Source organism: Spirosoma knui (assembly GCF_054780635.1).
Window position 1 is genome coordinate 365,844 of record NZ_BAAGVY010000005.1, and the last position, 21,091, is coordinate 386,934.

A 21,091-nucleotide genomic window follows, 5' to 3' on the forward strand; every position below is an offset into this window, starting at 1 on the left:
GCAGGAACACTTTGTTACGTTCCCTAAAACTGTTTTAACACGCGCTCAATTCCACTAACATAGCCTGAGCCAAACAGATTCACATGAACCAGCAAAGGGTATAGATTATAGATAGCAATACGTTCGTCGAAGCCGTCGGCCAGCGGAAATGCTTCGTTGTAGGCATCGTAAAAACGCTGGTCGAATCCACCGAAAAGTTTGGTAAAAGCCAGGTCGGCTTCCCGGAATCCGTAATAAACAGCCGGGTCGATCAAGGAAGGTTGTCCCTCTTCAGTAACCATCACATTGCCCGACCAAAGATCGCCGTGGAGCAGGGCAGGCCGCTCGTTGGGTAGCAAGTCCGGCAGTCGATCGCGTAGCCGGAACAAGGCGTCATATACGTCTTTCGACAGCAGCCCTTTGTACAGCGCCATACCCGCCTGAGGCCGTAGGCGGTGTTCAAAGAAAAAGTCAGGTCCGCTAAGTGTAGGAGTATTCGTTTGGGGCAGCGAACCAATGTAATTGCCAAAATTGAGCCCGAATTTAGGCTGCGTGTGCGAGTGAAGTTCAGCAATGGCCTGTCCGAGCGAATCCCAGTACTTCTTAGTCGGAGCGCCGGAATCAATGTACTCCAGGATCAGATAAGATTTATCGGCGTGCTGCCCATAGCCGATAACCTGGGGAATGAACAAAGCCTCTGTATGACGTAACAAGTCCAGCCCTTTTGCTTCGGCTTCGAACATGTCCTGCCGCTCGGCCTGATTCCATTTTACGAAGAATACGCCTTCGGACGAAAAAACCTGAGCGGCCATATTGATGTCACCCCCCGACAAAAATTGAGTTTCGATTACCTCAACCGTCTGACCCAAAGCCAGAAACAGAATGCTTTCAAAAAAGGAGAATTGCTCGTCGCCCCAGAAATCCATTATACATCCGTTTATAGTTTACGGTTTTTCGCTATTGTTGCCCGGCTAAGCTGGTCTTATCCGGCACGTAGAACCGTACCCCATGAACTCACACATTCAGCATTTATATTCCATTGCTCAGAAAGCCGAACGTCGCATCATTGGCCTTATGTCGGGAACATCGCTCGATGGGCTTGACGTAGCGTTATGCCGTATCGCCGGAGCCGGGCCCGATACCCGCGTTACACTAGAGCATTTTACGACTGTTCCGTATGACGACCTAAAAGCTGACATTCGGAGCATCTTCGCCAAAACCGAAATCGAATTTGAGCAGCTTTGTTTGTTAAACCCATATATCGGGCGGCTGCACGGGAAAATGATCCTCGACTGTCTGCAGATCTGGCAAGTTAACCCCGCAGATATTGACGTTGTTGCCAGTCACGGACAAACCGTGTATCACGCCCCCAAAAGTCAGCACCGGCGCGATAAGTTCCCAAATGCTACGTTACAGATCGGGGACGGGGATCACATAGCTGCAACGACAGGGATCATTACGTTCAGCGATTTTCGGCAAAAGCACATAGCCGTGGGTGGAGAGGGGGCACCCCTCGCGGTCTATGGCGACTATTTTATGTTTTCGAAAGCCGGTGAAAACCGAATTTTGCTGAACATGGGTGGTATCGCCAACTTTACGTATCTGCCCGCTGATCAGGATGCAAGTGCTGTATTCACGACGGATACCGGACCGGGTAATACGTTGCTGGATGCGTACGCCCGAACGTTACTGCATAAAGCGTATGACCAGGACGGGGAACTGGCGGCCAGCGGTCAGGTGAACCCTCAGTTGCTGCTTGCCTTAAAGGCGAACCCCTTCTTTGACGCTTCGTTTCCGAAAACGACCGGACCGGAGGTGTTTAATACAGCTTTTGTCGAGCAGGCTCAGCGTCAAAGTGAGACTGCTAACGTATCGGCCGCTGACTTGATGGCAACGCTTGTTCAGTTTAGTGCTGACACTATTGCGGAGGCTGTCAAACGCGTGATGCGGGCCGGATCAACGTATCATGTATACATGAGTGGAGGGGGCATGCATAATCCCGTGCTGACAGCCGCAATCCGGAACCAATTACCGAACTGTCAGTTCAGCACAACCAGCGAGCTGGGTATTGATGGGGACGCTAAAGAAGCTGTGTTGTTTGCTGTGCTGGCGAATGAAAGCCTTGCCGGAGGGACAACCTCGTTTGGAGAGCGGGAGGGCGTTCCAACGGTTTCAATGGGGAAAGTGAGTTTCCCCGGATAAATAGAGTCCAGACGTTAGAGAGGTTTCTGTAAAACAATCATACCACGTACCTCTTCTTTCATCTGGGGAAAGTTAAGGCGGAGTCGGCTATGATCCTGAAAGCCCATGTGTCGATAGAAACCAACGGCTGGGCTCGTATCCATAGCTTTAAGCCAGAGCGTTTGTTTGCCCCGTTGGCGAGTTATGTCTTCTACGTAGTGTACGGCCGCCCGACCAACACCATGGCCAGTAGCTTCGTCAAGCAGATAGATACGTTCCAGCTCTAAGCCATTGTTGTTTGGCTGATTGGGTAAAGGCTTATCGATATTAATCTTTATGAAACCAACCGGCTTTTCGGCCAGCAAGACCATGAAATAACGCGCGTTGGGGTCGTTAAGCTCATTGGTTAGTTGCTGCACAGCAAACGACCGTTCGAGGTACCACTCACCCCGATCATACCAGCAGTCGAGGTAATGCTGGCTATACGACTGTTTAGCAATCTCCGACAGCGCCTGAGCGTCGGCAGCGGTAAGCAGACTAAAACGAACAGACACGACCGCTTAGGATTTAGGGCGAAATACCTTCATTACGTCTGGATTCGTCGTCAGGAACGGCCCACCGATCAGATCAATACAATAGGGTATAGCCGGAAACACAACGGACAGACACTGACCGATAGCAGTCGGTTTACCCGGCAGATTGAGAATCAGGGTTTGATTACGTATGCCCGCGGTCTGACGGGATAAAATAGCCGTTGGTACGTACTCCAGACTTTCCTGACGCATCAGCTCACCAAAGCCAGGCATCATCTTCTGGCAAACGGCCTCAGTCGCTTCGGGTGTTACGTCGCGCAGGGCCGGACCGGTACCGCCGGTTGTAACCACCAGACAGCACTGTTCTGTATCGGCCAGTTCGATCATTGTGGCTTCTAACTGATCCTGCTCATCGGGTATAACGCGGTAAATAGGCTGCCATTCGCAGGTTAACCACTCGGTTAGGAGTTTAACAACTGCCTTTCCAGGAATATCTTCGTAGACGCCCGCGCTGGCCCGATCCGAAACGTTGATGATGCCAATTTTAATCATACTGCAAAAATGAAGAACGGATACCAGATTCCATAAAAGTAGTCCGGTACCCGTTCTTCATTTGTAATCAATTTATGGTTTCTTCCGCTTGAGGGCTAAGTCGTGCGCCGTATCGTAGTAGGAGCGGAGATTGCTCCAGTCAAATACTTCGGCGATGCTTTCGACCCGGTTGCGTTGGGCTATACGGTCGCGCTGCGCCATTCGAACAAATCGATAGAGAACGTTTGCCAGTTGATCCGCTGCTTCGTTAAAAGATTGCGTCCGGCGATTGATTACGTAAATGCCGCGGTTTTCGTAGTCCCGCATGATCTGCATAATGAAGTCGCCGAAACCCGACTGGTCGCTCGTTACGGTCGGTATCCCCCGCACAATACATTCGAGGGGTGTATACCCCCAGGGCTCGTAATAGCTCGGGAACACGCCTAAATGGCAACCCCGCACAAACTGGCTATAATCCAGGCCGAATAACGGATTGGTCGATGCGATAAAATCGGGGTGATAAACGATTTTAACCCGGTCGTACTCGTTGTTCACCAGATTGGCCTGCCGGATAAATCGGGTCATGTCATCTTCCTGCACCAGATTATGCGTCACGAACGGAGGCAGCTGTTTGTTCTTCCAACTCTGAATGGTACGTCGAAGCCGGAGACGCCAGTATTCGTCAACGAACTGATTGAGGTCAGGCATTGTGTTGGCATTCTGACCCGACGCGGCCGCGTGGAACAGACGCTCACCGACTTGTTTCTCAATGTTTTCGCAGGTCTCCTGAATCTCGTCTAACAGGGCTCTCGAATGCAGCACCTCCGGATTAATCGACGTGTAGGGCTGTTTGGTGACCATGAACATTACAACCGTCATGTCCATGTTAGCCTCCCGCATTCGGTAGTTCAGCCGGGCCAGCGCTTCTAGTGTCAGGTCATACCCTTTGTTAGAAAACTCGAACCGGCCGGATGTAAAGAAATAGAGCGTTTTTTCCAGATCGAATGAATAATTATGGAAGAAATGCCCCATCACGAACTCGTGAATCTTTTCCTTGTAGCGGACGTGCAGGTTCTGAAACTCGTGCACAGCCGCAAACCGGGTAATGTTTAATCCATTCGGCAGAATCAAATCGGGATTACGTCCCAGGAATACCTCACACTCCCGAGCCGTTACGTCGCTGACCGTGGTGAAGACATGGGCTTTCTGCGCAGCAAGTCGTTCGATGGTTGCCTGCGTTTCAATACCGTAATGCTTTGCTTCACGCTGCCAGTCGAAGAAAGGCAGTTTTCCGTAGAAACCCGGCTCATTCTGGGCTAGGTACCGACCAAGCATGGTCGCATGCGTAGTGAATACAGTCGCTACTTTCACGTTCTCCCGATGCAGATCGGGTAAGCCGCTACTCGCCATCCATTCGTGAAAATGAGCCACGAAGTCGACTCGCCGGGCGTGGTCTTCTGCCAGTAAAGTCAGGAATAACCGGACCATTTCGCCGAACGCTATGGTCTGGTTTACCAGGTCTTCGACGTTGAGCGTCGACAGCTGATGGTTCTGCCAGAGTTGGCCCTTAACGTAGTTTAACTGCTCAACGCTTATGCTGTTGATGTCGAATAAAACGACTCGCGGACGGCCCGTAACCAGCCAGTACCCGTATTCGACCGTAAAGCCTAGCTGGCGCATCTTACGAACGGTCTGACCAATCTCGGTTTCATCGGAGTCGACAATGGGTTCAAACTCAGCCGCTGCCCGCTGCGGAAAATAAGGGCCAAGCGCTACGTAGTTGTCATCCCACTTTTCGACCATTGCCGGTACTTTGGACCGGATAACCGTGTATATTCCGCCAACCTGATTACATACTTCCCAGGCAATTTCGAGCAGCAGTTTTCGCTTCGACGTTGAAAATACTGATTCCAAATTATTAAGTGGTTTTAGGCCATCGTTTTGTGTTACTGGTGGCTGATGTTACGTTCATCATGCCAAACATATAAACGATTAAAGGCAAAGTTGTTTATTTTAAATACGAACGCGCGTCCGTTACCGACGTTTTGCCCTGCTGAGTTAACGTATAATTAAAACCTGGCTGGATACTATAAGCACCGTATTCACCTTTTTTATTTACAGCTAAAAAACCAACCTGAATGTCTTTGTAGTCCTGCTTTTTAACGATACGTAAGGCCGCTTCTTCACAGGCTTGCTGGGGTGTTCGGCCCTGCCGCATCAACTCAACGACCAGAAACGAACCGCAGGTACGCATCACCAACTCTCCTAAGCCCGTGGCACAGGCTCCGCCAATCTCATTGTCGACGAATAACCCGGCTCCGATAATGGGTGAGTCGCCAACGCGACCATTCATTTTATACGCCAGACCACTGGTTGTGCAGGCTCCTGATATATCGCCTTTGTGGTCAATTGCCAGCATTCCGATCGTGTCGTGCCGCTCGATATTAATAATTGGTTTATACTTTGCGGTTTTCATCCACTCACGCCATTTCGCTTCCGATTTTTTAGTCAGCAGATTCTGCTTTTTAAACCCTTGAGACAACGCAAATGTCAGCGCGCCTTCGCCACTGATCATAACGTGTGGCGTTTTCTCCATCACGGCCCGTGCTACGGATATAGCGTGCATGATGTGCTCCAGATACGTAACGGAACCGGCATTACCCTTTTCGTCCATGATGCAGGCATCCAGCGTAACCCGGCCGTCGCGGTCTGGCAGGCCACCGTAACCAACGCTTGTGTCGTTCGGGTCCGCTTCGGGAATACGGACGCCAGCTTCAACAGCGTCCAAAGCCCGGCCATTCTTGCTCAGTACAGCCTGGGCCGCTTCGTTTGCTTTGGGTTGTTTCCAGGTCGAAATAACCATCGGCCCACTTTCGGCCGTAGGACTAGATAAGGCCGTATTGGCCGCGCTAAACGTTATTGAAGGCAGTAGTCCTGCTAGTGAGCTGAGGGATAAAAAACGGCGTCTGTTTACCATCTAAGTAGGGATACGGCTCAAATTAAAGGAATAAACGCTTGGCATTTACTACTTTTAAGCGATTTATTCAAAACCAGGTATGGCGGACTCTACCAAGCATATTCTGCTTATGGACGGCCCGGATAACAAGGGCCTAATCTACCACGTAACAAGTGTTCTGTTTCAGCACGATCTGAACATCATTCATAACGACGAGTACGTTAGTCCCTCCGGGCGGTTTTTTATGCGTACCGAATTCGAAGGTCTGTTCGACAACGCAGCCTTGTTAGATGAGCTGTACAAAACATTGCCAGAGGGGATAACGCTGCGTCTTAATCCAAAGCGAAAGAAAAATATCGTTGTGTTCGTGACAAAGGAGCACCATTGTATCGGCGAACTGTTGATTCGGTACGCGTTCGATGAGTTGGATGCCGATATTCTGGCCGTAGTCAGTAATTATAACGTATTGCAGCCACTGGTTAGCAAGTTTGGGATTCCCTTTCATTACGTTTCACACGAAGGTAAAACCCGCGAAGAACACGAAGAGGCTATCCTCCGCACTCTGGCTATTTACGAACCGGAGTACCTGGTTCTGGCCAAATATATGAGGGTCTTAACGCCTAATTTTGTTAACCATTTTCCAAACCGAATTGTGAACATCCATCACTCCTTTCTACCAGCTTTTATCGGCGCAAATCCGTACCGGCAAGCGTATGAACGTGGGGTGAAAATTATTGGCGCAACGGCTCACTTCGTCAATAATGACCTGGACGAAGGGCCGATTATCGCTCAGAACGTGAAAGACGTCGATCATCGGCACACGGCCGCTGATATGGCTACCGAAGGCAAAGACGTAGAAAAGATCGTCTTGTCGCAAGCGCTGAAGCTGGTTTTCAACGACCGCGTATTCATTTCCGGTAACCGGGCTATTGTGCTATAGGCTTAAGCGTTAACCGCGTCGATAAGTAAACTGATTTTGTCTTCGCTGGCTTCCACGTATTCGTACTCATTCGGTATGGTTGTGGCCATAGACACGGTTGGCTGACGAAATTCCATCCGGCTGCTTTCTTTGGTGCTGCCGCTTGAATGAATTGCGTCTACTCCAGCTTGGGCGAATAATTGGGCATTGTCCGCATTTACGCCTGCTCCGGCCATAATCTCAATCCGTCCGCCAGCCTGTTTAACCAGTTCACGTAGCAGCGGCAAGCCCGCTTCGGCTGTGGATTGCTGTCCCGAGGTCAGAATGCGAGCGGCACCGGTGCGGATAACGGCTTCGAGGGCTTCAGTGGGGTTGTGGGCCATATCAAACGCCCGATGGAACGTAACGGGCAGGGGATTGGCCAGCTCGATAAGCCGACGTGTTATCGCTTCATCAATACTGCCATCGGGGGTAAGGCAGCCTAGGACGATCCCATCAGCCCCAAGAGCTTTAACCAGGTGAATATCGGCCTCCATAACAGCCAGCTCAGTTTCTGTATACAGGAAATCGCCCCCGCGGGGACGTATCATCACAAAAACCGGAATCTGTACCTGTTGCTTTACTAACTGAATCAGGCCTGCGCTGGGGGTTGTACCGCCTTCGGCTAAGCCTCCGCATAACTCAATTCGATGAGCACCGGCTTGTTGCGCTGCTAGGCATGACGCCAGTGAATAGGCGCAAATTTCAACAGTCATGAAGTTTTAGAAAAAGTGAATGACATTACTTGCGGGCTCAAATAAACCGGAAATAGGGTACGTTTGCTCTCAAAATAAATAAACAACGGAGAGATTTGAGCGGTATGTGAACAAACCCGGCTATTGGCAGTTAATGGCCTAAATCCCCCAAAACAACGTTCAGAAACATTTTTACCGAAAAGAGCTTGGATATTAAGTGTTTTTTTACTTTTGCACCCTCATTGAAAAAGTAGTCATTTAAAAATACGCAACACACTATGTACTGGACACTCGAACTAGCATCCTACCTAGAAGATGCCCCCTGGCCCGCTACCAAAGACGAACTGATTGATTACTCGATTCGCTCCGGCGCTCCGCTTGAAGTTGTAGAAAACCTTCAAGAACTTGAAGACGACGGACAGCCGTACGAAAGCATTGAAGAGATCTGGCCTGATTACCCAACTAAAGACGATTTCTTCTTTAACGAAGACGAATACTAAGCCGTTCGGGTTTCCAGCAAAAGGGCGTAATTCAATTATTGAATTACGCCCTTTTGCTTTTCATGAATCGTAACTACGTATCAGGCCGGTGTCGATTTTGATTTGTTTTCCGGGGATTGGCTCTTGACCGGACGATCGTACTTTTTAGGCGCGTATAGAAAGCCGAATGCTTCAGCGCCTTCTTTCGTGTGTACTTTATGGTGAATGTAGTGAGCACGCATGATCCGCTGCATATAGCGGCCGCTGGTGTCAACCTTCACCTTAACCCGGCGGTGAACAATCACGTCGTGGAAGAGAAAGTAAAAAAAGCCGTAAAGCGTTACGCCCGCGCCAATCCAGGCTAGATAACTATATTCTTCAAACTCTACGCCGGTGATAATTAAGATGATAGCCGTCAGGCTGAACACTACCGCGAACAGATCGTTAACCTCGAAAAAACCTTTATGATGATTGTGGTGATCACGGTGCCAGCTCCATAAAAAGCCATGCATAACGTACTTATGCGTGAACCACGCGACACCTTCCATAAACAGAAAGGTCCCTAAAACCAAAGCAACGTTTACCAGCATTTTTGTGTTTGTTAAGTAGGACTACGGTCAATATAATGGTTAAGATACTCGGTGTATTTGATTCAACAGCTGCCTGCTTATTTAACCTCTAACGGTTTGTCAGGCTGAAAAGTTGGTTGAAATAAACCAAGTTTTGTCCTGAAAGAGAGATACGAATCGAATCGTTGCAAGTTTGTGGAAAAGCAGTATCTTTATTCCGGTCTGGAAAGACCCAATTCAGTGCTCAACCAGATGAACCCATCGGTTATGGACTATCAGGCGCTCAAGAACCTGGTCAGACGGGGAGAGGGTAGTAGTTTAGAGTTTAAGCTGAAAACAAATCATCCCGAAAAAATCATTCGGGGCGTGGTAGCCTTCGCTAATACAAACGGCGGGATCATGCTCATCGGTGTCGGCGACGACAAGAAGATTCCGGGCTTGAAGTATGCCGATGAGGACGAATACCTGCTCGTCCGGGCCATCAACAAATATTGTTTTCCGCGCATTTCCTATACCATCGAACGCGTACAACTCTACGACGAGCGCGAAGTGCTCGTGATCCGAGTACCGCCCAGCCCCACGCGACCCCACTACATTATTCCCGACCCGGCCGAACCCGACAACAAAAAGGCCTACGTACGCGTGGCCGACAAGTCCGTTCAGGCCAGCCGCGAAGTACGGGAAATTATGAAAGGCGAGCAGGCTGCCCGTGACATTCGATTTAGCTACGGTGAGAAAGAGAAAAAGCTGATGCAGCACCTGGGTGAGCATAATAGCATTACCGTAGATCTGTTTGCGTCAATTGCGGGCATTTCACGTAAGATCGCGTCGCGCACCCTCGTCCTGCTAGTGCTGGCGAACGTACTAGAGATTCACCCGAGTGATGTAGTGGATCAGTACACCACCCGGGCGGTTAGTTGATGAAGCCAGTTGCTGTCATTCAAGCGTATAGCTAACGACCGTACATGACTAGGCAATGACCGTCAGCAGTTCTTCTACCTGCGTATAGGCATACTGCAACTGCCCATCTGTTGTGGAGTAAGGCGGTATGAAATACAGTACGTTGCCCAACGGCCGCATAAGTACGCCCCGGTCCAGTAAAAAGTTATACGCTATGTCGCGGATGTTGTTAAAGTATGACGTTTGCTCACCTGCCTTCAGATCAAAAGCCAGCAGCGTCCCGCGTTGACGTACGTTTTCTACACAAGTATACTCAGCCAGCCGCTTTTTGAAAGCTGTATGCTTTTCGGCAATACGTTGTATGCTGTGTTGCGTTTCAGCCGACAGCAGTAAATCCATACTAGCCAGTGATGCTACGCAGGCTAATGGGTTGGCCGTGAAGGAGTGGCCGTGAAAAAGCGTTTTAAATTTATCGTCGGATAAAAAAGCGTCGTAAATCGCCTGTGTGCACGTGGTGATACCCAGCGCCATGGTACCTCCGGTTAATCCCTTTGAGACGCACATCAGGTCCGGCTTCTCCTGTAAATAATCAGAAGCAAACAGCTTGCCCGTACGTCCGAAGCCGGTCATCACCTCATCGGCAATGAGTAAAGCACCCTGCTGACGGGCTAGTGTGAATAACTGATCCAGGATAGCGGGCTCGTACATAGTCATGCCCCCGGCTCCTTGTACAAGCGGCTCAACAATAAACGCGGCCACTTCGTCGGTAAACAGCTCGTTTGCCTGCTTTAATACGTCATCTTCCTGTCCCGCTACTGGAACGGGTAGATACTCAACGTCAAACAAAAACGGAACAAACGGAGCTGTGAAGGCACTACGTCCGCCGACGGCCATAGCTCCGAACGTATCACCGTGGTAAGCGTTTTCGAACGCGACTACTTTTCGGCGCGGTTTGCCTAAGTTATGCCAGTACTGAAACGCCATCTTCAACGCTACTTCGACCGCCGTTGAGCCGTTATCGGAGTAGAAAATTTTGGCCTGGTTAGCAGGCAGGATGTTTAGCAGACGCTCGGCCAACGTAACAGCTGGCTCATGGGTAAAGCCTGCAAAAATGACGTGTTCCAACGTGGTAAGCTGCTCCGCTACGCGTTGTGCAATGTAAGGATGAGCATGACCATGCAGGTTAACCCACCAGGAGGCAATCATGTCCAGATACGTTTGCCCGTTCTCCGCGTAGAGCACTGAGCCTTCGCCCCGCACGATCGGAATGGGTAGCGGAGCCGTTTGCATCTGCGTGAATGGATGCCAGATAACGGCTTTATCGCGTTGGGGTAAATCGTTCATTAAGTATAAAACAATGCGTTGTAATCAGACAATGGGTCACTTTGTCCAGATCGGTACGTAGTGAATCACAGTGGTCAGGCAAAATGAGCTGAACTAGTCGTTACGGACTTGTTACCACTTCGTTTGGGCGCGCATGACCTGCTCGATGACGTCCCGAACGGCACCCCGTCCGCCCGGTTTAGGCGATACGTACTGGCAGATTGCCTGAATGTCGTCAACAGCATCGGCCGGACAGGTTCCTAAAACTTCAGAGCGACTTAGAATGGAGAAGTCAGGCAGATCGTCGCCCATGTACAGAATTTCGGATTCGTTCAGGCCGTCGCGGGTAACGTATCCCAGGTAAGCATTTAGCTTCTGATCAGGCGGGCCACCCATGAATAGATCTTTAACGCCAAGAATCTCGAACCAGTTGCGGACTCCGTCGGCATTAGCCGATGAAATAATGCCGACCCGAAAGCCAGCCTGCACAGCACGTTCGATGGCGTAGCTATCCTTAATGTCAAATGATCTGTATTGTTCACCACTTGCTAACAGGTGAACATCGCCGTTCGTCAGAACGCCATCTACGTCAAACGTGAATGTTTTAATACGCTTAAAGCGTTCAAAGAGTTGAGTCATTCTGCAAGTTTAGGAAAAATCGGCCGTTGTGGGGACTTTTGTCGTATGAATCCAATTAACCCGCCCAAGGCTGGACTACCCCCGGCGTTTCAGGCGCAAATGCAGGCGCAGCTAGGCGCAGACATGGCGGCTTTTGAAACAATGTTGGCTCAGGAAACGCCTGTTAGTATCCGCATCAATCCCCGGAAGCCGGTATTCGATACGTCTACGTTGGAGCAGGTGCCCTGGTGCGCGGAAGGCTTTTATTTACCCGAACGTCCCAGCTTTACGTTAGACCCTTTGTTTCAGGCCGGGGCTTATTACGTGCAGGAAGCGTCATCGATGCTCCTGAACGAAGCGCTGAAGCAGACCGTAAACCTCAACCGGCCATTGCGCGTATTGGATTTGTGTGCAGCGCCGGGCGGAAAAAGCACCTTGCTGGCTTCGGCTTTACACCCAGATAGCTTACTAATTTGCAACGAAGTAATTCGAAGCCGGGTGTCTGTGCTGCGCGAAAATCTGGACAAATGGGGCTATCCGAGCGTGGTTGTCAGCAGCCACGACCCCGACGACATGCAGAAGCTGAGCGGTTTTTTTGACCTTGTCGTGGTCGATGCGCCTTGTTCCGGTGAAGGTTTGTTTCGTAAAGATCCCGACGCTATCCAGGAATGGTCAGAAGCGAATGTGCAGTTGTGTTCAGCGCGTCAGAAACGGATTTTGGCGGCTGCGGCTCCACTGCTCGACGAGGGTGGAATTCTGATCTATAGTACGTGCACGTACAACGATGCTGAGAATGTAGACAACGTTCGTTACTTGACGGAGAATGGGTTTCGTAACCGGGCGCTTGCCTTACCAGCCGAATGGAACATAGTGGCGAAAGAAACGGATGGAGCGGTTGGGTATCAGTGTTACCCACACAAGGTTAAAGGGGAAGGATTCTTTATCAGCGTGTTCCAGAAAACGGGGTTCACGGCAACCGTAAAGCTGGATGCCCGTACGTTCCGCAGCATTCGAGCGTTACGTCCGAGAGAGACGGCATCGGCCGCTACATGGCTGCAAACGCCCGCCGACTTCTCGTTTTGGGAGAAGCCCAATGGCGATGTGATGGCCTTACCTAAAGCACTCGATAAGCAATTCTTATTTTTAGACAGCGCTTTGTACAATAAAGGTTTTGGTCTGGAAATGGGCCAGTTCAAAGGTACTGACTTTATACCGTCTCATGCGTTAGCCTTAAGTACCGCTATCAAGCAAAGCTTGCCTGCTGTTGAGCTGAGTAAGGAAAATGCACTTCGATATTTTAAGAAAGAAAATCTGGTGCTCGATGAACCGGTCAAAGGCTGGTTATTAGCTCGCTACAAAGGTCTGAATCTGGGTTGGGTGAAGGGCGTTGGAAATCGCGTAAATAACTATTTGCCCAAGGACTGGCGCATCCGGATGGATATAAAAGAATACGCTTAACCCGAGCCCGTAGCTATGAAACGATTTTTCACCATCACTGGCCTGTTACTTGTTCTGCTTATTGTGGGCTATATGGCTGGACCTTCAATGCACTACGATCCCATCAAAAACGAGTTGATACGTGTGGATCCCAACCTGGTTGAATTAGAAAAGCAGATAGCCGAATCAGAAAGCAAAGCGAACGTACGACCCGACAACGAAGCCCGTATTGTGTGGGCTGACAGCCTGCGTAAGGTTAAAACGCCTTACAGTATCGTATATATTCCTGGCTTCTCGGCTAGCTGGGCCGAAGGCGATCCAATCCATAAGCAGTTAGCCCAACATTTCGGCTGTAATCTGTATCTGGCCCGCACCTACGGCCACGGTGTTAACTCACCCGATTCTTTTAAGGACATGACGCCCGCAAATTATACGGAGTCGGCGGAACGGGCTCTGGCAATCGGCAAGGCACTGGGTGATAAAGTCGTGTTAATCGGTACCTCGGCGGGGGGCATGTTATCGCTGTATCTGGCTGCGCATCACCCCGAAATTTACGGGCTTGTCCTGTACTCACCCTGCATTGAAGTGGCTACTCCAGCCTTAAAACTTGTAACCAGGCCCTGGGGTAAACAGATTTTAAATCAAGTCTTTGGCGGAGATTACGTTGTCAATACGCATTACAGCGGGGAGCGAGCGCGCTACTGGCTGCCTAAATACCATACGAATGGGCTAATCACGCTCCAAACGATGCTGGATACGTTTATGACGCCCGAGCAGTTCGCGAAGGTGAAGCAGCCTTTGTTCATGGGCTACTATTATAAAGATGAAGACAATCAGGATAAGCTGGTGTCCGTAGCGGCTATGCTGGCGATGTACGATCAGTTGGGTACGCCTGCCGATAAGAAACAGGAGGTTGCCTTCCCAAAGGCGGGCCAGCACGTGATAGCTTCTCACTTTACGTCGGATGATCTGACGGGCGTCTATCAGGCTACGGAAAAATTTATGGAGAACGTACTGGAAATGCCGCCAGCCTCTGCCGCTCAGACTGCTCTATCCCTCCGTAGCAACGTACCCACAAAAAAATAACCTAACTTTGGCATCCTGATTCGTTTGGTTGTCCGGCTGTTCGTTCGGTTGTTGCGGCCAACCAAACAGTCAAACAATGAAACAATCGAACAACCACATTAACCTATGGCTTACGGACTACTAAACGGAAAACGCGGCATCATTTCCGGTGCCCTAAATGAAAGCTCAATCGCCTGGAAAATTGCTCTGAAAGCAAAAGAAGAAGGCGCCACAATTACACTAACGAATGCGCCGATCGCTATGCGAATGGGCGAAATCAAGCGGTTGGCTGAGCAAACCGACGCCGAAATTATTCCGGCTGATGCTACGTCGATGGAAGACCTCGACAACCTATTTACAAAGTCGCAGGAAGTGCTGGGTGGTAAAATTGACTTCGTTCTGCACAGCATCGGCATGAGCCCAAACATTCGTAAGGGACGTGCTTATACGGACTTGAACTACGAGTGGCTCAAGCAAACGCTCGATATATCGTCTATCTCGTTCCACAAGATGCTTCAGTCAGCTTACAAACTGGACGCCATCAGCGAATGGGGATCTGTAGTAGCATTGACATACATGGCGGCTCAGCGGACGTTCCCGTTCTATACGGATATGGCCGATGCGAAGGCCCTGCTCGAATCGGTTGGCCGGAGCTTTGGCTATCGGTACGGTCGCCATCGGAAGGTACGTATCAATACGGTGTCGCAATCGCCAACGCCGACAACGGCTGGTAGCGGCATCGGTGGTTTCGACCGGTTCTTCGAGTTCGCCGACAAGACGGCACCGCTGGGCAACGCTACTGCCGATCAGTGTGCCGACTATTGCATTACGTTGTTCTCCGACCTGACCCGGATGGTCACCATGCAGAATCTGTTCCACGATGGCGGTTTCTCAATGACTGGTATCTCCGAAGAAGTGATGGAGCTAATTAACAAAGAGCAACCTCAGTAGATAGAACGTAAAAACGAAGAAGCCTTGTGGATCTCACAAGGCTTCTTCATTTTTAGAGAATCGGTAGAGCGCTGATCAAAACTTGATTTCTTGGGTAAGGTACGTTGCCTGATTGTCGCCATTGATCGTAATGACGGCACGTAACGGTTTGGCGTTCCAGTCGACAGAAATTAATCCATAGTTCAGCTTCGCCACCATGTCACCCACACGGTAGCGGTTTGGTTCTTCGTGCGGGGCCGAAACGTGCGTGAGACCACTGCTGGTAATATCGTACAGGTCGTAATTCAAACCCGGTAGGCGCACTTTCGAAACCTCTGCAATATGTCGGTCGCCACTGATAAGCATAGCACCTTTGGGCTTGGTTTTGCTGAGTAGGTCGAAGAAGCGTTGACGGGAAGTCGGAAAATTGGCCCATTTCTCGGACACGTGTTCTTCGGGCAGAAACTGAATGCCGCAGCCAATAATATGTATGTCGGCATCGGAGTTGGTTAACTGTCGCTCCAACCATTGCCACTGCGTTTCTCCGAGCATGTCGCCCGATGGATCAGGTACGTTGGCTTTGCCGTTCTTCTTCAGAGGATCGCGGAAGTACCGGCCATCCAGCAAAATCACTTTCACGCGTTGCCCTTTGGGCCCATACACATGAGCGGAGTAGGCTCCCTCCTGCGTACGTAATGGGCTGTTAGCCGGTACGTCCAGAAAATTGAGCATCAGCTGCTGGCTCTCTTTCCGGCGGGGATATTCTTTGCCTCCATCATTGACACCGTAGTCGTGGTCATCCCATACCCCGACCACCGACGCCGACTGACGTAACTGCTGGTAAACCGGATTCGATTTTTGGCGAGCGTACTTGGCCGTGAGCGTATCCATGTTTTCCGAATCGCCGTAGATGTTGTCGCCGAGCCATATCCAGACGTCTGGCTTTTTGGCAACAATGTCATCCCAGAGCGGTTGCGGACGCTTCTGATCGCTGCATGACCCGAACGCAATCGTAGTAACGGGTTTTGATTGCGTGTCGGCGACGTTTGTCGTTGGCGTCGTTGTACGGCAACCGCTAACCAATACGCAACCGATGAGGCTAAGAGTAGAAACTAGTTTCATGAGAACATCTTCGTTTTTGATCTCATAAAAATAAAACTGACGCTCTATTTTCGGATGTATCAGGCCATTTGTTAACAGAGAATTATAACAACAGAGATAAACGAACCGGATCAGTGCCAGCTTGCCACGATTCGGCTTCCATTCTCCGTAGCCTCAGCCCGAATGAACGTATCAACTTCCTGTTGAAGCTCTTCCACGTGCGAGATAATGCCTACTACGCGGTTTTCGGAACGTAACGCTTTTAGGGTTTTGAACACGGTCTGCAAGGCGTCTTTGTCGAGCGTACCGAAACCTTCGTCTAAGAAGAACAGGTTTTGCTTGGCCTTGGTCAGGTGCTGAATATTGTCGGATAGGGCCAGCGCCAGCGATAGCGATGCCTGGAAAGTCTGTCCACCCGATAAGGTTTTCACGCTACGAACTTCCCCGCCGTTGAGGTAATCCCGCACCTGAAAATTGTTTTTCTCGTCTAATTCCAGCTTAAGTTGGTTGTTCGTCAGCTTAAAGAATCGCTCGTTGGCGGATTCACACAGGTTTTTGAGGTAGACGGACGAAACGTAGTTCACAAAGCCCTGCGCCCGGAACATTTCGTCCATTTTCTTTAAATCCTGCCGCCGAAGGTCCAGTTCATCGTACCGTTTCTGGTGATCCTGCTTCTGCTGCCACTGGGTTTCGAGCGTAGTCAATATAGTCGACGCCCGGCCGTGCTCTTTGTTCAGCGTATCTTTTTCCGCTTTCAGCGACTGCAACTGTGCTTGTACAGTTTCTAAAGCAATTGGGTCGAAGGGGTGTTCGGAAAGCTCGGTTTCCAGCGTTTCGATCTGTTGCTGAAGTACGCTGCGTTTCTCATCGTACTCTTTAATCCGTCGCCTTGCATGATCCGTGTCGAGTTCGGATCGTATAATGCTTTCGACTTGTTCCCGACCTAAGCCTTTATCCGTCAGATGTTGGTTAATACGTAGTTCAAGCGCATCGATCTCAATATCAATTTCGGCGAGCTGCTTCTTAATTTGTTGAACCTGTTCCTCGGTGGTTGCCAAAGATTTTTCAGCCTTACCTTTTTGTTTTTCGGCGTCATCGAAGTTAAGCTTGGTTTGATTGTAGGTTTGGCTTAACGATTCGCGCATGTCCGCAATCTGTCCTAATCCCCAATCTTCGACTTCATCCAGCTTAAAATGCTCCAGCGATTGAAGCGCTCTTTTTAATTCACCTTCCTGACCCGATATTGCCTTTTCTACGTCAGTTACTTTCTCGGACTGCTTCTTGTGTGTAGCTTCCGCTTCGTCAATCAACGTATTCAGATCCTTGATCGCTAGCTGCGCATCCTGAAGCTGTTTTTGAACGGCGCTTTCGTTTTGAATAGATTCCGTTACGTGACTTTCCTGATCTTTCGAGAACTCAGGCCAAATGAACTTATCTTCATGTTCAGTCAACTGCCTGACGACCTCCGTACGTTCCTGAGTCAGCCGTTTACCGTTCTCCAGTTCGCTACGTAGTTTCGTTGCCAGTTCATTGATCGTTAGTTGAAGCGTAGTGGTATCATCAATACGTTGGACTACTTTCTTCAACGCAGCTTTGCTTCGCTCAACGTCCGTATCGTCGGGGTTGAGTTTGTGGCGGTTCGGATGATGTTCAGAACCACAAAGCGGGCAGGGCTGGCCATCACTCAGCGCATCGGCGTACTTGCGAATTTCATCCTGTACCAACACCTGCTGGTGTTTTGCTTCGCGTTCTTCCCGAATCCCCTTCAACTGGACCAGCGCTTCTTCAATCTGAGCGGGCAACGTTTTCAGGGTGAATCCTGCCCATTCGGGGGGAAAGCTCACTAAAGCTTCGTTCTTCTGCTGCTTGAGCTGGTCAACCGTCGCGTCGTAGTTCTCAATCACTTTTTGTAAATCATCGGCGCGCTCTTTCAGCGGTCTATACAAAGCAAACCAGTTCTTTACTTCATAAAGCCGTTCCAGATTAGACGTTTGACCGAGCGCAGCATCCAGAACAGCCTGGTGTTCCTTGCGGCCCGCTTTATAGTTCTCGATCTGATCAGTTTGCCGTTCGAGCTGGTTTTTCAGAACGTCCCGGTTCTGCACCTGTTGGCTAATGCCTTGCTGAAGCGTCCTAATCAACTGAACTGTGTCCAGTTCATCAATTTTTTGCTGAATCTCTTCCCGGCTCTCGTAAGCCTGCTTAGCAGCCTCATACTGACTCCGTAAACCGGTTAACTGCTTCGTTACCGCAGTGAACTCCGATTGTGCCGCTCGCTGATCGTCGGTTAGCTTTGTTCGTTTACCAAGCAGTTTGTCGAGGTTGGCAAAATCAGACTGAAAAATCAGTCGACACGATTCATACAGAGCGATGTCTTGTTCGAGCTGACGATACGTCGGCTCATCTGAAAGCAGATTAGTAAGCTCCTGTTGGGTTTGCGCCAGGGTTTTGCTTCGTGTTTCACTCTCCAGTAAGCGCTTTTCGTCGGGCTCTATCTGCTTAATCTGATCGTCCCGAATAACGAGTTGCTCTAGGATGGCGGCTATCGCCGTCTTTGCTTCGTCAATGGCTTCCGGTGTTACGTTCTCCAACGGACTGAGCAGGCCACGCAATTCTGAAAGCTGTTCGTCGTTTGCCTTCGACAGTTTATTAACCCGACTCGCCAGATCATACTGATCCAGCTTGAACAACCGGTTCATCATCTCCGTACGATCGCGCGGACTCAGTTCCAGAAATTCGCGAAACTGGTTCTGCGGAATAATGATGGTACGCTTGAAGTTGTCGTAGTCTAGCCCTAGAATTTGTTTCGACAGAACGGAAATGTCCTCCTTCTCATTACCGATCGGATGCCAGTCGTTTTCCTGTTTTATAAACATCCGCCGTTCGCCGGGCGTAATCTCGTGGTGTTTTTTCGGGTGCCGCTTGGCTTCGTAAATGAATTTATAGACCTGCTGCTCGGGACCGGCCTGAAACTCAAAGTCAATTTTCAAATGCTTTGATTTCAGGTTCATCATATTGTACTGGCGATTATCCCGACTGTTGAGTCGTTCGGTTTCCCCATACAAGGCAAAACTGATCGCTTCCAGCAAGGACGTTTTTCCACTGCCAACCTTCCCGAAGATGCCGAAGACACTCGATCCAATCAGTTGCTGAAAATTGATTTCCTGTAATTCCTGGTACGAGTAAAGCCCTTGAATCGACAGCTTAATAGGTATCATTCAGGTTCAGTTGCTAAAATCTCTTTGAACAATTGCTGAAGCCTTTCATTTGGCTCCTGGCCTTTATTCTTATTCTTAAAATAATTGCCAAACAGCGTTTCTATGCTTTGTGTCAGGTCAATGGCGGGAGCCGACTCCTCTTCGGTATCTTCTGTAGTATCACGTACATCCGGAATAATCGTTACCAGCGACTCGTGCGCCTGCTGGAGCTGACGACGCTCCTCACTGGTCAGATAGGTTGGTGTTTGCAGCGTAATCTCCGCGTAACAGTCAGGGTTTTGCTTGAGCCAGTCAACGGCATCATCCACCCGTTTAAATTTAGGACGTAACAACCGTTTTCCTGCTTCTAAAGGCTTAGGCGTAACGACCACAGGTTTGCCAGGCTTAGCGTCAATCAAAACTACGTACTTCTGTTGGTCGGCTTCCGCGAAACTATAAGCCAGTGGACTGCTACTATAGACAACTGGACCGGTACCACCCGCAATTTCCTGATAGCGATGTAAGTGACCCAATGCCGTGTACTGAACTTGAGCGGGGATCATGTCCGTATATACTACCGACGCGCCACCAACCTGCAAAATGCTTCGCTCATCATCCGACTCCTCGGGTTGTTCACCCCCTCGCTTCATCACAAACAAATGCGCCATAAGCAGATTAACTCCTTGCTTATCCATATAGGAATCTGCCAACGTCGTCCAGTGCTGTTGCAGCTCCTGCCTTAACTCATCACCAAAGCTAGTCATTCCGAAGTAAGACCGCATTCGGCTTTCGTTGGCATAAGGTGTTAGAATGATACGTACTGGAGCGGCATGTCGAGGCAGCTTTAACTCCACAAAACCCGGTGCTGAACGTAACAGCTTGGCTTCGCAGCTTAATTCGTACGAATGAACCTCGGTTTTAGGAAAGCCAGCGAATATAATTCCGCATTCACGCGCAAAATGATCCTGCGCTTCGATACGGTCTGGATTATCGTGATTACCAGCAATGGCTACTACTGGGCGACTTCCTCCGGCGGCTAGTTTCTTAAGCGTACTATATAATAAGTCTTCCGCTTTTGGATCAGGATTGAACGTATCGAACAAATCGCCGGCAACTAGTACCAGATCTACCTGCTCACGATCGGCAATCTGTACAATTTCATCCAGTACGTTCTGCTGCTCCTGAAGCCGCTGGAAATCTTGCAGTCGTTTCCCCAAATGCCAATCTGCCGTATGTAATATCTTCATGGCTTATGTCAACCGTCAGTTCAACCGTTTTCAAAAAGAAGGATGCAATATAACCTATAGTACCTGCAAAACGATTCACAACCCCACTTTCGACGCGTATTTAACATGAATACTAAGCTAGGATGAAGCATCATTACGGTCTTCCGAAAAAAGTTTAAACAATTTTAAAACAGTAACTAACTGATGTGCGGCCAGTTACTGCTTGTCTACATGATTTGACATTATCTATTTTGAAATGAGGTCTTGACAAAGGGTGGGCAAGTGCCTACCTTTGCAGTCCCAAATCCGGGAAGAACACCCGTCAGAACGGCCTAAACCACACCTGACCCGCTCGGCAAAGACAACACCGAAAAACAAATGAAAATTATTTTTCGGTTTCGCTTGACAAAGCA

Annotated in this window: 19 protein-coding genes; 7 read left to right on the top strand and 12 right to left on the bottom strand. The window is 49.7% G+C overall.

Annotation, left to right across the window (positions count from 1 at the left end; genetic code table 11):
- Positions 1–23: 23 nt before the first annotated feature.
- Positions 24–905 carry a fructosamine kinase family protein gene (locus tag ACYVIY_RS13960; RefSeq protein ID WP_460976965.1) on the bottom strand — a complete coding sequence of 294 codons (882 nt, stop codon included), beginning with the start codon at positions 903–905 and terminating at the stop codon, positions 24–26.
- An 82-nt stretch (positions 906–987) separates the two neighbouring features.
- Here ACYVIY_RS13960 and ACYVIY_RS13965 point away from each other — a divergent pair, with 82 nt between their 5' ends.
- Entirely contained in the window at positions 988–2,181 is a 1,194-nt protein-coding gene (locus ACYVIY_RS13965; protein ID WP_460976966.1) for an anhydro-N-acetylmuramic acid kinase, read from the top strand.
- Positions 2,182–2,195: 14 nt separating this feature from the next.
- Here ACYVIY_RS13965 and ACYVIY_RS13970 read toward each other — a convergent pair whose 3' ends face one another.
- From ACYVIY_RS13970 to ACYVIY_RS13985, 4 genes are all read right to left on the bottom strand, one after another.
- The gene (locus ACYVIY_RS13970) at positions 2,196–2,714 is read right to left on the bottom strand and encodes a GNAT family N-acetyltransferase (RefSeq protein ID WP_460976967.1); all 519 of its coding nucleotides are present in this window, start codon (positions 2,712–2,714) and stop codon (positions 2,196–2,198) included.
- Positions 2,715–2,720: 6 nt separating this feature from the next.
- Entirely contained in the window at positions 2,721–3,245 is a 525-nt protein-coding gene (gene mog, locus ACYVIY_RS13975) for a molybdopterin adenylyltransferase (protein ID WP_460976968.1), read from the bottom strand.
- Positions 3,246–3,317: 72 nt separating this feature from the next.
- A complete protein-coding gene (locus ACYVIY_RS13980; protein WP_460976969.1) occupies positions 3,318–5,138 on the bottom strand; it encodes a glycosyltransferase in 1,821 nt (606 codons plus the stop codon).
- Positions 5,139–5,232: 94 nt separating this feature from the next.
- Positions 5,233–6,201: an isoaspartyl peptidase/L-asparaginase family protein gene (locus ACYVIY_RS13985; RefSeq protein WP_460976970.1), complete on the bottom strand. Its 969-nt coding sequence runs from the start codon at positions 6,199–6,201 to the stop codon at positions 5,233–5,235.
- A gap of 79 nt (positions 6,202–6,280) precedes the next feature.
- Here ACYVIY_RS13985 and purU point away from each other — a divergent pair, with 79 nt between their 5' ends.
- On the top strand, positions 6,281–7,120 hold the full coding sequence (gene purU, locus ACYVIY_RS13990) for a formyltetrahydrofolate deformylase (protein WP_460976971.1): 840 nt from the start codon (positions 6,281–6,283) through the stop codon (positions 7,118–7,120).
- 2 nt (positions 7,121–7,122) lie between these two features.
- Here purU and ACYVIY_RS13995 read toward each other — a convergent pair whose 3' ends face one another.
- The gene (locus ACYVIY_RS13995; RefSeq protein ID WP_460976972.1) at positions 7,123–7,854 is read right to left on the bottom strand and encodes a copper homeostasis protein CutC; all 732 of its coding nucleotides are present in this window, start codon (positions 7,852–7,854) and stop codon (positions 7,123–7,125) included.
- A gap of 257 nt (positions 7,855–8,111) precedes the next feature.
- Between ACYVIY_RS13995 and ACYVIY_RS14000 the strand changes: the two genes are divergently transcribed.
- Positions 8,112–8,333, top strand: coding sequence for a DUF2795 domain-containing protein (locus tag ACYVIY_RS14000; protein WP_009284883.1), 222 nt, complete (start codon positions 8,112–8,114; stop codon positions 8,331–8,333).
- 80 nt (positions 8,334–8,413) lie between these two features.
- Here ACYVIY_RS14000 and ACYVIY_RS14005 read toward each other — a convergent pair whose 3' ends face one another.
- On the bottom strand, positions 8,414–8,902 hold the full coding sequence (locus ACYVIY_RS14005; RefSeq protein ID WP_460976973.1) for a sterol desaturase family protein: 489 nt from the start codon (positions 8,900–8,902) through the stop codon (positions 8,414–8,416).
- 231 nt (positions 8,903–9,133) lie between these two features.
- Between ACYVIY_RS14005 and ACYVIY_RS14010 the strand changes: the two genes are divergently transcribed.
- Positions 9,134–9,802, top strand: a complete 669-nt coding sequence (locus ACYVIY_RS14010; RefSeq protein ID WP_460976993.1) for an AlbA family DNA-binding domain-containing protein — start codon at positions 9,134–9,136, stop codon at positions 9,800–9,802.
- A gap of 48 nt (positions 9,803–9,850) precedes the next feature.
- Here the strand turns inward: ACYVIY_RS14010 and bioA are convergent, their stop codons facing one another.
- On the bottom strand, positions 9,851–11,125 hold the full coding sequence (bioA, locus tag ACYVIY_RS14015; RefSeq protein WP_460976974.1) for an adenosylmethionine--8-amino-7-oxononanoate transaminase: 1,275 nt from the start codon (positions 11,123–11,125) through the stop codon (positions 9,851–9,853).
- Between the two features lie 111 nt (positions 11,126–11,236).
- A complete protein-coding gene (locus ACYVIY_RS14020) occupies positions 11,237–11,743 on the bottom strand; it encodes a KdsC family phosphatase (protein ID WP_460976975.1) in 507 nt (168 codons plus the stop codon).
- Between the two features lie 45 nt (positions 11,744–11,788).
- Between ACYVIY_RS14020 and ACYVIY_RS14025 the strand changes: the two genes are divergently transcribed.
- The 3 genes from ACYVIY_RS14025 to ACYVIY_RS14035 all read left to right on the top strand — a co-directional run bounded on the left by ACYVIY_RS14025 (position 11,789) and on the right by ACYVIY_RS14035 (position 15,175).
- Entirely contained in the window at positions 11,789–13,180 is a 1,392-nt protein-coding gene (locus ACYVIY_RS14025) for a methyltransferase RsmF C-terminal domain-like protein (RefSeq protein WP_460976976.1), read from the top strand.
- 15 nt (positions 13,181–13,195) lie between these two features.
- On the top strand, positions 13,196–14,245 hold the full coding sequence (locus ACYVIY_RS14030; RefSeq protein WP_460976977.1) for an alpha/beta hydrolase: 1,050 nt from the start codon (positions 13,196–13,198) through the stop codon (positions 14,243–14,245).
- A gap of 105 nt (positions 14,246–14,350) precedes the next feature.
- Positions 14,351–15,175, top strand: a complete 825-nt coding sequence (locus tag ACYVIY_RS14035) for an enoyl-ACP reductase FabI (protein WP_460976978.1) — start codon at positions 14,351–14,353, stop codon at positions 15,173–15,175.
- Between the two features lie 75 nt (positions 15,176–15,250).
- Here the strand turns inward: ACYVIY_RS14035 and ACYVIY_RS14040 are convergent, their stop codons facing one another.
- From ACYVIY_RS14040 to ACYVIY_RS14050, 3 genes are all read right to left on the bottom strand, one after another.
- Positions 15,251–16,276, bottom strand: coding sequence for an alkaline phosphatase D family protein (locus ACYVIY_RS14040; RefSeq protein ID WP_460976979.1), 1,026 nt, complete (start codon positions 16,274–16,276; stop codon positions 15,251–15,253).
- Between the two features lie 110 nt (positions 16,277–16,386).
- Complete coding sequence (locus ACYVIY_RS14045; RefSeq protein WP_460976980.1) at positions 16,387–19,473, bottom strand: AAA family ATPase; 3,087 nt, start codon at positions 19,471–19,473, stop codon at positions 16,387–16,389.
- Positions 19,470–20,699 (bottom strand): metallophosphoesterase family protein, encoded by a 1,230-nt coding sequence (locus ACYVIY_RS14050; protein ID WP_460976981.1) that lies wholly within the window; start codon positions 20,697–20,699, stop codon positions 19,470–19,472. Before ACYVIY_RS14050 ends, ACYVIY_RS14045 begins: the two co-directional genes overlap by 4 nt.
- Between the last annotated feature and the right edge of the window lie 392 nt (positions 20,700–21,091).

What these genes read in the sequence shown, in the direction of transcription:
- ACYVIY_RS13960 (WP_460976965.1), bottom strand. Translation starts at nt 905, where the DNA reads ATGGATTTCTGGGGCGACGAGCAATTCTCCTTTTTTGAAAGCATTCTG.
- ACYVIY_RS13965 (WP_460976966.1), top strand. Translation starts at nt 988, where the DNA reads ATGAACTCACACATTCAGCATTTATATTCCATTGCTCAGAAAGCCGAA.
- mog (WP_460976968.1), bottom strand. Translation starts at nt 3,245, where the DNA reads ATGATTAAAATTGGCATCATCAACGTTTCGGATCGGGCCAGCGCGGGC.
- ACYVIY_RS13985 (WP_460976970.1), bottom strand. Translation starts at nt 6,201, where the DNA reads ATGGTAAACAGACGCCGTTTTTTATCCCTCAGCTCACTAGCAGGACTA.
- purU (WP_460976971.1), top strand. Translation starts at nt 6,281, where the DNA reads ATGGCGGACTCTACCAAGCATATTCTGCTTATGGACGGCCCGGATAAC.
- ACYVIY_RS13995 (WP_460976972.1), bottom strand. Translation starts at nt 7,854, where the DNA reads ATGACTGTTGAAATTTGCGCCTATTCACTGGCGTCATGCCTAGCAGCG.
- ACYVIY_RS14000 (WP_009284883.1), top strand. Translation starts at nt 8,112, where the DNA reads ATGTACTGGACACTCGAACTAGCATCCTACCTAGAAGATGCCCCCTGG.
- ACYVIY_RS14005 (WP_460976973.1), bottom strand. Translation starts at nt 8,902, where the DNA reads ATGCTGGTAAACGTTGCTTTGGTTTTAGGGACCTTTCTGTTTATGGAA.
- ACYVIY_RS14010 (WP_460976993.1), top strand. Translation starts at nt 9,134, where the DNA reads ATGAACCCATCGGTTATGGACTATCAGGCGCTCAAGAACCTGGTCAGA.
- bioA (WP_460976974.1), bottom strand. Translation starts at nt 11,125, where the DNA reads ATGAACGATTTACCCCAACGCGATAAAGCCGTTATCTGGCATCCATTC.
- ACYVIY_RS14020 (WP_460976975.1), bottom strand. Translation starts at nt 11,743, where the DNA reads ATGACTCAACTCTTTGAACGCTTTAAGCGTATTAAAACATTCACGTTT.
- ACYVIY_RS14025 (WP_460976976.1), top strand. Translation starts at nt 11,789, where the DNA reads ATGAATCCAATTAACCCGCCCAAGGCTGGACTACCCCCGGCGTTTCAG.
- ACYVIY_RS14030 (WP_460976977.1), top strand. Translation starts at nt 13,196, where the DNA reads ATGAAACGATTTTTCACCATCACTGGCCTGTTACTTGTTCTGCTTATT.
- ACYVIY_RS14035 (WP_460976978.1), top strand. Translation starts at nt 14,351, where the DNA reads ATGGCTTACGGACTACTAAACGGAAAACGCGGCATCATTTCCGGTGCC.
- ACYVIY_RS14040 (WP_460976979.1), bottom strand. Translation starts at nt 16,276, where the DNA reads ATGAAACTAGTTTCTACTCTTAGCCTCATCGGTTGCGTATTGGTTAGC.
- ACYVIY_RS14045 (WP_460976980.1), bottom strand. Translation starts at nt 19,473, where the DNA reads ATGATACCTATTAAGCTGTCGATTCAAGGGCTTTACTCGTACCAGGAA.
- ACYVIY_RS14050 (WP_460976981.1), bottom strand. Translation starts at nt 20,699, where the DNA reads ATGAAGATATTACATACGGCAGATTGGCATTTGGGGAAACGACTGCAA.